The following is a 13052-nucleotide window of genomic DNA, read 5'->3' as shown; positions in this document are numbered from 1 at the left end:
TCCTTTTCGCGTCCGCGAGGCATAGCATGTCCACGGGCGCCGGCAACAGGGTGCGCGGGGGCTCGACCCGGGCGCGGCTCCGGCGTATCGCTGGCAGGACCGAGCTGAAAAGGACCGAGATGACCCAGTTTGCCTTCCCCCCCGCGGCCACCCCCTCGCTTCCCGTTACCGACAGTGACACGCGCTTCCCGGTGCGCCGGATCTACTGCGTGGGGCGCAACTATGCCGCCCATGCCCGCGAGATGGGCAATGATCCGGACCGCGAGCCGCCGTTCTTCTTCTCCAAGCCGGGCGACGCGCTGGCCCAGGACGGCGAGACGCTGCCCTATCCGCCGCAGACCGACAGCCTGCATTTCGAGGCCGAGCTGGTGGTGGCCATCAGCACCGGCGGCGCCGACATTCCGGAGGCGGAGGCGCTCTCCCACGTCTGGGGCTATGCCATCGGCAACGATCTCACCCGCCGCGACATGCAGGGCGTGGCGAAGAAGATGGGCCGCCCCTGGGACCTGGCGAAGGGCTTCGACCGCTCCGCCGTCTGCGGCGCCGTGCACCCGGTGTCCGCGGTCGGACACCCGGAGGCCGGGCCGATCCGCCTCACCGTGAACGGCGCGGTGAAGCAGGAGGGCGATCTCTCCGAGATGATCTGGCGCATCCCGGAAGTGATCGCCATCCTGTCGCGCAGCGTGGCGCTGGCGCCGGGCGACCTGATCTTCACCGGCACGCCGGCCGGCGTGGGCGAACTGGTGCCGGGCGACACCTGCGTGGTCGAGATTCCGGCCCTGGGCAGCCTCACCACGCTGATCGGGCCGCGCGGCTGAGCCGCCCCGCGCTCCTGTTGCAATGCGGGGAGGCGGTCCTTACGGTCGCCTTTCCTCGTGCCCGTCGCAGCAGAACAGGCCGCCGTCCTTCATGAAGCTGCCCTCCCTCATCGTTGGCCTGCTGCTCGCCATCGCGGCCCCCGCCGCGCCGGACACGGGCCCCGCCCCGCCCGCCGTGCGGCTGGACCCGCCGTCGGGCGCCGGCAGCGCGGCCTTCCGGCAGGCGCTGAAGGAAAGCGGGCTGGAGACCGAGGGCACTTGGTATGATCCCGACGGCCCGGCGCCCGCCCTCGCACCGGACACCGATCCGGCAGAGGGGTCAGAGGTATTCGACAGCCTCGACGCATTGGGCCCGGTGATGCGCTGGGTGCTGGTCGGGGTGGCCGGGGCGGTCCTGCTCGGCCTCCTCGCGCTGGCGGTGGTCCATGGCGGGGGCCGGGTCGCGGCGCGGCGGCCGCAGGCGGACGGCCGCCCGCGCGGCACGGCCACGGCGGCCGGCCCTGCGCCGGCGCCGCAGGGGTCCGTCTCCTCGCTCAGCGACATCCTCGCCCTCGACGACCGGCGCGAGGCGCTGAGCCGGCTCTTCGCGCTCGTTCTCGCGCATGCCGCTGCCGCGGAGGGCCGGCGCGTCGGCCGGGGCGAGACGGCGCGCGACGTGCTGCGCGCCCTGCCGGCGGAGCGCGCCGCCACCCGGGACCTGGCCGAGCTGCTGCGCACGCAGGAAAGCGTGCGCTTCGGCGGGCGCGATGTGCCCCCGGGCGTGCTGGAGGCCTGCGCCGAGCGCGCCCGCCGCATCCTCGGCCCGGCCACGGGGCCCATGGCATGAGCAGCGGAGCGCGGCGCCTGCCGGGAGGCGACACGCTGCTGCTGCTGGTCGGCGTGGCGGCGCTGGTGGCCGGATGGGTCTGGCTCGCCAGCCCGAGGGGCGAGATCCGCCAGTCGGTGATCGGCTTCGACGCGCTGGCGGAATGGCTGCGGCAGGACGGTATCGACGCCCGCACCTTCACCGGCGGCACCTATCGCGACCCGGGCAGCATCGGCCTGCGCCTGCTGCCGCTCTACGACACCGACCCCACGCGGGCGGGTGCCCCGTCCGACACCCGCGCCCGGGCGCGGGAGAACGCGGACCTGGTGGACATCCCCGCCTGGGTGCTGCGGAGCAAGCTGGACATTCCGACGCTGCTGATCCTGCCGAAATGGCGCGGCGCCGTTCCCGCAAGCGGGCGCATGCACCCCGCTTTCGCCAATGACACCGCCGCGGTCTCGCGAGGATATGCCAAGGCGCTGCGCATGCCCCTCACCCTGCGGCGCACGGAGGGCGGCTTCGTCGGCTTCCGGCCGCCGGAGGGCGATTTCGACCTGGAAATCTACGCGCCGCAGCTCGTCGAGGCGCCGGATTGCACGCCGCTGATCGGCACGGAGCGCGGCATGCTGCTGGGCCGTTGCGAGACGAAGCGCAGCACCTTCCTGCTGCTGTCGGACCCGGACCTCATGTCCAACGCCGGGCTGGCGCTGGGCGACAATGCCGCCTTCGCGCGCTGGTTCCTGTCCGAGGCGGCCGGCAGCGGCACGGTGCTGATCGACTACAGCACCGATATCTGGATGTCGGACGGGGCCGGCGAGGACCTGCGCGAGCGCACCGCGCAGGACCTGGAGCGCTACTTTGCCTGGCCCTTCTCGCTGCTCTGGGCGGCGGCGGCCGGGCTGGCGCTGCTCGCGCTGTGGCGCGGCGCGGTGCGCGCGGGGCCGCCGCTGCGCACCGGCCGGCGCTTCGGGCGCGGCACCGGGCTGGAGGCCCAGTCCCGGCTGATGCGCCTGACGGGCCATGACGGCGACCTGCTGCGCGCCCATGCGGCGGCCCGGCTGCAGGCCCTGGCCGCGGACCTGTTCGGGCCGCACCGGGGCTCCGGCGATGCGCTCGCCCAGGTGCGCGAACGGGTGGCGCGGCGCGACACGGGGCTGGCGACGCGGCTGAGCGCTGCGGCAGACGCCGTCGCAACCTGCCCCGGGCGGCCCGCCCCCACCGAGGCGCTGGCGCGCCTCGAGCGTTTCGAGACCATCATCGAGGAGATCAGGCATGAACTTGGAGCAGCTATCCGGCCTCGCTGACGCGATCCGCGGCGAGATCGGCCGGGCCGTGCGCGGCCAGGAGGAGACGGTGGAGCTGATGCTCGCCGCGCTGTTCTCGCGCGGGCACGTGCTGCTGGAGGGCCCGCCGGGCACGGCGAAAACCCTGCTGGCGCGCAGCTTCGCAGCCGCCCTCAGCCTGCGCTTCGGCCGCATCCAGTTCACCCCGGACCTGATGCCGGGCGATGTGCTGGGCGCGAATCTGTTCGACTTCGGCACCAACGCCTTCCGGCTGGTGAAGGGCCCCGTGTTCACCGACATCCTGCTGGGCGACGAGATCAACCGCGCGCCGCCCAAGACCCAGGCCGCCCTGCTGCAGGCGATGAGCGAGCGCCGCGCCACCATCGACGGCAAGGACCGCGACCTCGGGCCCTGGTTCACCGTGGTCGCCACGCAGAACCCGATCGAGCAGCAGGGCACCTACCCGCTGCCGGAGGCCCAGCTCGACCGGTTCCTGTTCAAGCTCCTGGTGGAGTTCCCCGACGAGGCGACCGAGTTCGACATCCTGCGCCGCCATGCGGACCGGTCGCTGGGCGGGGAGGCCGCACTGGCGGAGATTGCGCCGGTGGCCGGGCCGGAGGAGATCGCCGCCGGGCGGGCCTGCGTCGATGCCATCCGGCTCGATGACAGCATCCTGCGCTACATCCTCGCCATCGCCCGGGCCACGCGCTCGGCGGCCGAGATCACCCACGGGGCCTCCACCCGCGCGGCGGACGCGATCGCCGCGGCCACCCGGGCGCTGGCGGCGCTGGACGGGCGGGACTATGCCCTTCCCGACGACGTGAAACGCCTCTGCGGCCCGGCGCTGCGCCACCGCATCGTGCTCGGCCCCACGGCGGAGATCGAGGGCCGCAGCCCGGACGACGTGCTGGCCAACATCCTCGACCAGGTCGAGGCGCCGCGGTGACCGAGGCCGCCCCCGGAACGCCACCTGCCGGCCCTGGCCCACGCCGTGCCGGAGCGGGGCTGATCGCCCTCGCGGCGCTGCTGCTCGCGGGCGCGCTCGCGGTGGTGCTGGGGGCGGTGCCGGGCCCGGCGGGCGGCGACTGGCCGGCCTGGATCGCGACGCTCCTCGCGCTGGGGCTGCTGCTCACCGGGCTGCGGATGCGCGCGGGCCGGGGCCTGCCGGCCTGGCGGATCGGGCTGCGCCCGGCGCCGCGCCTGCTGCTGGCCGGGGCGGCGGGCTTCGCGCTCTCCGCCGTGGTGCTGGCCACCGGGCGGCAGGGCGAGACGGCGGCGGCGCTGATCTGGCTGGCGCTGCTCGGGCTGGTGCTCGGCGACCTCGCGCTGTCGCTGCGCGGCCGGGCCCGGGTGGAGGCCAGCCTGCCGGCGGATGTGTTCGTGGGCTCGGAGGCCCGGCTCACCCTGCGCTTCGCGCCCGGCCCCGCCTCCGCCCCCCGCGCCCGGGTGGACTGGCCGGACGGCCTGGAGGGCCCGGAGGCGATCGACAGCCGCCCGGCGCAGGGCGGCGGCTTCCTCGCCGAGGCGTCGCTGCGCGCCCGCGCCCGCGGCCATTGGCGGCTGGAGGCGCTCTGGCTCACCTGGACCAGCCGGCTGGGGCTGTTCGAATTCACCCCGAGGCTGGCGCTGGACCTCGGCATCGCCGCGGTGCCCGACATCCGGCCGGTCTCGTCCGGGCGCATCGATGTCGACGTGCGCTCCGCCCTCTACGGGCTGAAGGAAACCTCGGCGCGCGGCGACGGCTCCGAGTTCCACCAGCTGCGCGACTTCACCGCCGGCATGGACATCCGCGACATTGACTGGAAGCGCTCCGCCCGCCACCGCAGCCTGCTGGCCAAGGAATCCCGCGCCGAGCGCAATCACAACGTGATCCTCGCGCTCGACAACGGCTACCAGATGCGCGCCGAGGTGGAGGGCCTGCCGAAGATCGACCACGCGGTGCACGCGGCCCTGGCCGTGGCCTGGGCCGCGGCGCTGGGCGGGGACCAGATCGGGCTCTTCGCCTACGATTCCCAGCCGCGCCTCTTCGTGCCGCCCGCCCCGGGGCGGGCCGCCTTCGCCCGGTTGCGGCGGCGGATGGCCGACCTCGACTACGCGATGGTGGAAACCAATCACACGCTGGCGCTCTCCCGGCTTTCCGCGCGCATTCCGCGGCGCAGCCTGATCGTGGTGTTTTCCGATTTCGCGGACCCGACAACGGCGGAACTGCTGGTCGAGACGCTGGGCGCGCTGAGCCGGCGCCACGCGATCGTGTTCGTCGCGCTGGGAGACCCGGGCCTGGCGCGCGCCGCGACCGCGCGGCCGCACACGCTCGACGCCCTGGCCCGCGGGGTGGCCGCCGCCCAGATGCGCGCGGAACGGCGCGTGGTGCTGGAGCGCCTGCACCGGCTGGGCATCGCCGTGCTGGACGTGGCGCCGGGGCAGCTCACCGCGCGGCTGGTCTCCGCCTATCTCGATCTCAAGGCACGGGAGGTGATATGAGCGAGCCGCAGGCCCCCGCTTCCGATGCCGCGCGCGCGGCGGCTTCCGGAGCCTCCCGCGCAGCGGGCACCGCCGCGCCCCCCGCGCAGGCGCCTTCGCCGGAGACCACCCCTACCCTGCGCTCCACCGGGTTCCGGCGCGAGCGTGAAGCCGGCTGGCGGCGTCTCGAATCCATCCTGGAGCGCGCCGAGCGCCAGGGCATGCGCGCGCTCTCCTTCGAGGAGGCGCGCGACCTCGCGGTGCTCTACCGGCAGGCGGTGAGCGCGCTCTCCGTGGCGCGGGAAATCTCGCTGGACGCGGCGCTGCGGGCCTATCTCGAGGCGCTGTGCGCCCGGGCCTGCCTCGCGGTCTACGCGCCGCAGGAAACCCTCTCCGGGCTGTTCGGGCGCTTCCTGCGCGGGGTGCCGCCGGCCTTCCGCCGCTCCGCCCCGCACCTGGGGATCGTGGTGCTGGTGACACTGCTGGGCGCGCTGGTGGGCTGGCTGCTCTATTTCCAGGACGCGACCTGGTACTACACGCTCGTGCCCTCCGGCGGCGGCGACCCGCGCGGCCCGGACAGCACCGCGGACGAGCTGCGCGAGGTGCTGGAGGGCCCGCACGAGGGCCCGCTGGGCGGGCTGGCCGCCTTCGCCTCCTTCCTGTTCTCGCACAACGCGCGCATCGCGATCTTCTGCTTCTCCCTCGGTGCGCTGGCGGGCATGCCCACCCTGCTGCTCTGCCTTTACAACGGGCTCAGCATGGGCGCCTTCGTGGCGCTGCACGTGGACAGGGGCCTCGGGATGGAGGTGGCCGGCTGGCTGTCGATCCACGGGGTGACGGAGATCGGCGCCATCCTCATCGCGGCGGCGGCGGGGTTGAGGCTGGGCGAGGCGGTGCTGTTCCCCGGGCCGCGCAGCCGCGGCGACGCGCTGCGCGCCCAGGGTCGCGACGCGGTGAAGCTGGCGCTGCTCGCGGCGCTGATGCTCGTGCTCGCGGCGCTGCTGGAAGGCTTCGGGCGCCAGCTGGTCACCGGGCTGGAGGCGCGGCTGGCCATCGGCTGGGGCATCGGCGCCGTGTGGATGGCCTGGTTCCTGCTCGGCAGCCGGAGGCCGGCACCGTGAGCCGCAGACGCGCCTCCGCCGCACCGCGCCCCCCGCGCCTGCTGCGCGATTTCGTGCCGCCCGAGGGGGTGCCGATCCGGCTCGAGGTTGCCGGCCTGGGCACCCGCCTCACCGCGCAGACCATCGACCTCGTCCTCACGCTGCTGGCGCTGGCCGCGCTGCTGATCGTCCTCACGCTGGGGCTCGACGCGCCGGAGCCGCTGGTGATCGGGCTGGGGGCGGTGCTGTTCTTCTTCATCCGCGCGCCCTACTACATCCTCACCGAGCTGTTCTGGAACGGCCAGACCCCGGGCAAGCGGATGACCGGCATCCGGGTGATCTCCACGGACGGGCGCGGCCTCGGGGCCCATGCGGTGGCGGCACGCAACCTGCTGAAGGAAATGGAGATCTTCGCCCCGGCAACCGCCATGCTGGCGGCCGGCTCGCTGGAGGCCTCCGGCTATCTCGCCCTCACCGTCTGGATCGGGGTCCTGGTGGCCGTGCCGCTGTTCAACCGCGAGCGCCAGCGCATCGGCGACATCATCGCCGGCACCTGCGTGGTGGTGCAGCCGCCGCTGCACCTTCTCCCCGACATCGCGGTGGAGACCGCCGCCGCGCCGGACACGGCCTCCGGAGACTTCACCTTCCTGCCGCACCAGCTCGGCCATTACGGCGATTACGAGCTGCAGACGCTGGAGCGCGTCCTGCGCGCGAGAGCGAGCGACAAGGCCAGTGCCATGGCGGCCCGCAGCGCGCGGATGGCGGCGGTGGCGGAGCGCATCCGCGACCGCATCGCCTACACCGGCCGGGTGGAGCCCGCCGAGGCGGAGGCCTTCCTGCGCGCCTTCTACGCCGCGCAGCGCGCGGAGCTGGAGCGCGGCCGGCTGTTCGGCAAGGTGCGCCGGAGCCGGCATGACCCGGCGGCCGGAACGCCCGGCGGGCCCGCCGCCGGGGTTTGATCCCCCGCAAGGAGTGCTACGTTGGCCCGGGAACGCGCTCGCCCCGGCGGCCGCCACAGTTGAACGAAGGGAGACATTCATGACCGCCATGCCGGAAGACCCGCTGCCGCCGTCAGACCCGCGCCCGCCCCTGGGCGTGGGAACCCTCATCAGTGAGGCGTTCAGCATCCTGCTCCGGCGGTTCGTGCCGCTGGTGCTGCTGGCGCTGGTACCGGTGCTGGTGGTGTCGCTGATCCAGCGCGTGCTGCTCACACCGGATCTCGGGGCGCCGGACGGGCCCGACATGGAGGCGATGACGCTGGCAAGCGAGGGCTGGCGGATCGCGGTCAACGGCATCCTGGGCGTCATCGGGCCCAGCCTGGTCACCGCGCTGGTGGTGCAGGCGGCCTTCGACACGCGGCTCGGCCGGCCGCTGGACATCGGGCGCTACGTGAGCAGCACCCTGCGCAACATCGTTCCGCTGCTGGTGCTGGGCTTTGCCGCGTCGCTGGCGATTCTGGTGTGTCTCGGTTTCGTGCTGGTTCCAGGCCTGTGGCTGGCGGCGGTGCTCTGCCTCACGGTGCCGGCGGTGGTGATCGAACGCGCCGGGTTCCGCGCCATGGGCCGCAGCCAGGCGCTGACGAAGAACTACCGCTGGCCGCTGGTCGGGCTGGGGCTGCTCACCGCCATCATCGTCATGGTGTTTTCCCTGGTGCTGCAGGCCGGGCTGGCGCTGCTTCTGGGCGGCTCCGTCGCGATGATGGGCTCGATGGGGATGATGGCCGGCGGCCTGGGGCTGGTCTATGTGCTGGTCGAGGCGGTCGTCCAGTCCGCGGCCACGGTCTTCTACTGCGTGGTGATCTCGCTCGCCTATGCGCGCCTGCGCGAGCTGAAGGACGGCGTTGCCACCGAGGGCCTGCTCGACGTGTTCTGAGCCCTCGGCACCGTATGCGGACCGGCCCCGGCAGGGCCGCGCGCCCCGGCCTCTCCGCCGGAGCGCGCGGCATTTGCATCTAATTTTCCCGAAATCCAGCAGAATTGCGCCAATTTATTATCAAATTGTTGACAGCCCGCGGCAATCCGGCGCCAGATTGATTGAATTTGAATAAAATCAATGGGGATCACCGAAATCTGAAGCAGGGAAGGAGTTTATCCTGATGACGCAGGAGACTTTCGTCGTCGCCTATTCAGGCGATGACATGAATGTCGTGGACTATGCGTCCGAACGTGCACAGAAGGCCGGAGCCAGGCTCTTCCTGGTGCATGTTCTGGAATGGTCTCCCTACAGTTTCCTGACACCGGAGGAGCTTGAACAGCGGCATGTGCGACGACGCGAAGAGCTGTCGCGCGCCCATTCGGCGGTGCTGGACCCGGTGCTGAAGCTCCTGGCCGACAAGGGCATCCCCGCCGAGGGCGAGATCCGCTACGGGTCGGTCGTCGACCTGGTGATCGAGACGGTGAAGAAGCTCGAAGCCACCATGGTCTTCGTCGGCAGGACCACCTCCTCCTCGATGAGTGCCCGGGTTTTCGGAACCGTGTCGCTCGGTCTGGCGCAGGCCGCGCCCGTCCCCACCGTCATCGTGCCATGACGCGCCCATCCGCCGGAGATTCAAGCATGATCAAGACATTTCTCGCGCCATTCGTCGCGCTGCTGTGCCTGCTGCTTCCCATGGCCGCCTTCGCCCAGGAGGTGGAGCCGGAGGGGATCGACGCGACCATCAACGCCGTTGCCGGGGCGGTTACCGGCCCGTTCGTGAGCTTCATCTTCGCGCCGCTGCCGGGCACGTCCTTTCCGTGGATCGTGCTGTGGCTGGTGGTGGGCGCGACGATCTTCACCGTGTATTTCGGCTTCGTGCAGTTCCGCGCCTTCGGCCATGCGATCGCCCTGGTGAAGGGCGACTACTCGGACCCGAACGACGCGGGCGAGGTGAGCCATTTCCAGGCGCTGGCCACGGCGCTTTCGGGCACGGTGGGGCTGGGCAACATCGCCGGCGTGGCGGTGGCCGTGGGCATCGGCGGCCCGGGGGCGACGTTCTGGATGATCCTCGCCGGGCTGATGGGCATGGCCTCGAAGTTCACCGAATGCACGCTGGGCGTGAAATTCCGCAATGAATACGCGGATGGCACGGTCTCCGGCGGCCCGATGTACTACCTCACCAAGGGGATGACGGAGCGCGGCTACGGCACGATCGGCAAGGTGCTGGCCGTGCTGTTCTCGATCTTCTGCATCCTCGGCTCCTGGGGCGGGGGCAACATGTTCCAGGCCAACCAGGCCCATGCCCAGCTGGTCAACATCACCGGCGGCGAGGCGAGCTTCCTGTCCGGCAACGGCTGGATCACCGGCATCATCATGGCGATCATCGTCTTCGTGGTGATCGTGGGCGGCATCAAGTCCATCGCGCAGGTGACCGAGAAGATCGTGCCGCTGATGGCGGTGATCTACGTGGGGGCGGCGCTGATCATCCTGATCGGCAATGCGAGCCAGATCCCCTGGGCCTTCGGGCAGATCTTCGAGGGCGCATTCACCGGGCTCGGCATTGCCGGCGGCCTGGCCGGCGCGCTGATCCAGGGCTTCAAGCGCGCGGCCTTCTCCAACGAGGCCGGCGTGGGGTCCGCGGCCATCGCCCATTCGGCGGTGCGCACCAAGGAGCCGATCACCGAGGGGTTCGTCTCGCTGCTGGAGCCCTTCATCGACACCGTGGTGATCTGCACCATGACCGCGCTGGTCATCGTCATCACCGGGGTGCTGAACCAGGATCCGGAAACCGGGCTCTACGTGTGGGACGCCGCCTCCGGCTCCATCGCCACCGCTGACGGCTCCTCGGGGGTCGAGCTCACCTCGCTCGCCTTCGGCACCACCATCAGCTGGTTCCCCTACGTGCTGGCGGTGGCGGTGGTGCTCTTCGCCTTCTCCACCATGATCTCGTGGTCCTACTACGGGCTGAAGGCCTGGACCTACCTGTTCGGCGAGGGCAAGACCTCGGAGGTCATCTACAAGCTGCTGTTCTGCCTGTTCGTGATCATCGGCGCGGCGATGAGCCTCGGCCCGGTGATCGATTTCTCCGACGCGGCGATCTTCGCCATGGCGGTGGTGAACATCATCGGCCTCTACTTCCTGATGCCGATCGTGAAGCGCGAGCTGCTGTCGTATTCCGCGCGGCTGAAGTCCGGCGAAATCCGGAAATTCAAGCATTGAGCCGATGCGCCCGCCCGGCCAGGCCGGGCGGGCGCGCAGCCTCCCGGGCCCGGTTCCGGCCTGTGCGGCCGGCGCCGGCCACCCGGGCCGCGAAGGTGATTCGCCGCTGCTCGGAAAATGGTTAAACACTCATTTTCGATAGTAGAAATTTCTGGTAATTGCTTGCGCGCTTTCTGGGCGCGCACGGCTGCATCCGCTCATATTTTCAGCACCAGGGGCGTTTCGCTGCATTTCTCCCGCGCTCGCGTGAAAAATCTTTGACGCTTCAAGCGTTGCATCCGCCAGTTTGTCCCCGACGGATTTTCCATACCGAAAGGGCCCAAGGACATGACCAAGCTGAGCCGCCGCCGTTTCCTGCAGTCTTCCGCGGCGCTTGCCGCCGGCAGTGTCGCACTGCCCTATGCCGCGCTGGCCGACGATGACGCGATCCTGGTCGGGGGCCTGCACGACCTGTCCGGCGGGCTGGACACCAGCGGCATCCCGATGAACCAGATCCTCAATCTCGCCATCGACGAGATCAACGCCGGCGGCGGCCTTCTGGGCCGGCCGCTGAAGCCGGTGATCTACGACCCGCAGTCCAACATGTCGCTCTACTCCCAGTACGCCACCCAGCTGGCGCTGAAGGACAAGGTGGCCGTGGTGCATGGCGGCATCACCTCGGCGAGCCGCGAGACCATCCGCCCGATCTTCCACCGCTTCAAGACGCTCTACTTCTACAACACGCTCTACGAGGGCGGCGTGTGCGACCGCAACGAGGTCACCCTGGGCACCACGCCCGCGCAGACGGTGGAGAAGCTCATCCCCTACGTGATGAACCTCTGGGGCAAGAAGGTCTACACCGTGGCGGCGGACTACAACTACGGCCACATCACCGCCGCCTGGTTCAAGCGCTACGTGGAGGAGAACGGCGGCGAGGTGATCGAGACGGAGTTCTTCCCGCTCGACGTCACCCAGTTCGGCTCCACCATCGCGAAGATCCAGTCCGCCGCGCCGGACATCGTGCTCTCCGCGCTGGTGGGCTCGGGGCATTTCGGCTTCTACCGCCAGTGGGCCGCCGCCGGCATGAAGAGCCGCATCCCGATGGCCTCGACCACCTTCGGCGCCGGCGGGTCCGAGCCGATCATCATGACCCCGGAAGAGGGCGACGGCATCATCACCTCCTTCGGCTACTACCCGACCATCGACACCCCGGCCAACATCGCCTGGAAGGAGAAGATCGTCGCCGCCTACCCGGACAACACCCCGGTGCTCTCCGAACTCGCGGAAGTGACCTGGGAGGGCATGATGATCTGGGCGGACGCGGTGAAGGAAGCCGGCACGCTGGACCGTGAGCCCATCCTGGAGGTGATCGAGAGCGGCAAGACCTATGACATGCCGGCCGGCAAGGTCTCGATCGACCCCAAGACCCACCACGCCATCCGCGACGTCTACATCGCCGACCTGAAGGACCACGAGTTCATCATCAAGGAGAAGTATTCGCAGGTGCAGCCCGCCGACACCCAGATGGTGTGCAACCTCGAGGAAGATCCGAACGCCAACGTGCACCACGAGATCAGCCTGAACTGAGGAGACCCGCCATGGACTATGCGATCATCGTCGTGATCGAGATGCTGCGTGCCATCTCATGGCTGGTGCTGCTGGCCGCCGGGCTCGGCATCATCTTCGGCATGATGCGGGTGATCAACTTCGCCCATGGCGAGTTCCTGATGCTCGGGGGCTACACGGTGATCATGTCGACCAAGGTCGGCGTGAACATCTGGGTGGCCATCCTGATCCTGGCGCCGCTCTGCGTGGGCCTGTTCGGGGTGCTGGTGGAGCGGCTGGTGATCCGCTTTCTCTACGGGCGCATCCTCGACAGCCTTCTGGCCACCTGGGGGCTGAGCCTGCTGATGATCGGCGGCGTGACGCTGATCTTCGGCAACACGGTGGAGGGGGTGTCCACGCCGCTGGGCAGTGTGGACATCGGCGCCTATTCCATCCCGGCCTACAACTTCGTGCTCATCGGCTTCGCGGCGCTGTTCCTGCTCGCCATCTGGAGCGTGCTGAAGTTCACCAAGATCGGGCTCATCGCCCGGGCCACCATGCAGAACCCGGCCATGGCCGAGGCGCTGGGCGTGCGCACCACCTGGGTCTACATGGCCACCTTCGGGGTGGGCTCCGCGGTCACCGGGCTTGCCGGCGGGCTGCTGGCGCCGCTCACCGGCGTGGTGCCCACCATGGGGGTGAATTTCGTCGGGCAGAGCTTCATCACCGTGATCACCGGCGGCGCCTCCATGGTGGCGGGCACGCTCTCGGCCTCCACCCTGCTCGGCTCCATCTCCCAGGCCACCACCATCGCCACCGGGCCCGTCTACGGCGACGCCGCCCTGCTTCTCGCCGCCCTCGTGCTCCTGCGCCTGCTGCCGCAGGGCATCACGGGCCGCATCTTCACCCGCAGCCTCTGAGGACCCCG

12 protein-coding genes are annotated in these 13052 nt (G+C 70.6%); all 12 read left to right on the top strand.

The window, feature by feature from the left end:
- Positions 1-119: 119 nt before the first annotated feature.
- The 12 genes from FDP22_RS04195 (at position 120) to FDP22_RS04140 (ending at position 13044) form a co-directional block, all read left to right on the top strand.
- Entirely contained in the window at positions 120-818 is a 699-nt protein-coding gene (locus FDP22_RS04195) for a fumarylacetoacetate hydrolase family protein (protein ID WP_138578538.1), read from the top strand.
- A 91-nt stretch (positions 819-909) separates the two neighbouring features.
- Positions 910-1644, top strand: coding sequence for a DUF4129 domain-containing protein (locus FDP22_RS04190; RefSeq protein WP_138578536.1), 735 nt, complete (start codon positions 910-912; stop codon positions 1642-1644).
- On the top strand, positions 1641-2927 hold the full coding sequence (locus tag FDP22_RS04185; protein ID WP_138578534.1) for a hypothetical protein: 1287 nt from the start codon (positions 1641-1643) through the stop codon (positions 2925-2927). Before FDP22_RS04190 ends, FDP22_RS04185 begins: the two co-directional genes overlap by 4 nt.
- A complete protein-coding gene (locus FDP22_RS04180; RefSeq protein ID WP_138578532.1) occupies positions 2896-3852 on the top strand; it encodes an AAA family ATPase in 957 nt (318 codons plus the stop codon). The genes FDP22_RS04185 and FDP22_RS04180 overlap by 32 nt, the downstream gene beginning before the upstream one ends.
- Complete coding sequence (locus FDP22_RS04175) at positions 3849-5387, top strand: DUF58 domain-containing protein (protein WP_138578529.1); 1539 nt, start codon at positions 3849-3851, stop codon at positions 5385-5387. The genes FDP22_RS04180 and FDP22_RS04175 overlap by 4 nt, the downstream gene beginning before the upstream one ends.
- Entirely contained in the window at positions 5384-6487 is a 1104-nt protein-coding gene (locus FDP22_RS04170) for a stage II sporulation protein M (RefSeq protein ID WP_138578527.1), read from the top strand. Before FDP22_RS04175 ends, FDP22_RS04170 begins: the two co-directional genes overlap by 4 nt.
- Positions 6484-7425: an RDD family protein gene (locus tag FDP22_RS04165; protein WP_239031862.1), complete on the top strand. Its 942-nt coding sequence runs from the start codon at positions 6484-6486 to the stop codon at positions 7423-7425. Before FDP22_RS04170 ends, FDP22_RS04165 begins: the two co-directional genes overlap by 4 nt.
- 79 nt (positions 7426-7504) lie before the next feature.
- Entirely contained in the window at positions 7505-8338 is an 834-nt protein-coding gene (locus FDP22_RS04160; RefSeq protein WP_138578525.1) for a hypothetical protein, read from the top strand.
- 223 nt (positions 8339-8561) lie between these two features.
- Complete coding sequence (locus FDP22_RS04155) at positions 8562-8993, top strand: universal stress protein (RefSeq protein ID WP_138578523.1); 432 nt, start codon at positions 8562-8564, stop codon at positions 8991-8993.
- A gap of 26 nt (positions 8994-9019) precedes the next feature.
- A complete protein-coding gene (locus FDP22_RS04150) occupies positions 9020-10600 on the top strand; it encodes an alanine/glycine:cation symporter family protein (RefSeq protein ID WP_430225639.1) in 1581 nt (526 codons plus the stop codon).
- A gap of 327 nt (positions 10601-10927) precedes the next feature.
- The gene (locus tag FDP22_RS04145) at positions 10928-12166 is read left to right on the top strand and encodes an urea ABC transporter substrate-binding protein (protein ID WP_138578521.1); all 1239 of its coding nucleotides are present in this window, start codon (positions 10928-10930) and stop codon (positions 12164-12166) included.
- 11 nt (positions 12167-12177) lie between these two features.
- Positions 12178-13044 (top strand): branched-chain amino acid ABC transporter permease, encoded by an 867-nt coding sequence (locus tag FDP22_RS04140; protein ID WP_138578519.1) that lies wholly within the window; start codon positions 12178-12180, stop codon positions 13042-13044.
- The last annotated feature ends 8 nt before the right edge of the window (positions 13045-13052 follow it).

Origin of the sequence: Paroceanicella profunda (assembly GCF_005887635.2) — a bacterium.
Lineage (GTDB): Bacteria > Pseudomonadota > Alphaproteobacteria > Rhodobacterales > Rhodobacteraceae > Paroceanicella > Paroceanicella profunda.
Note: the sequence above shows the minus strand (reverse complement) of the source record. Positions and strands in the feature narration are given on the sequence as shown.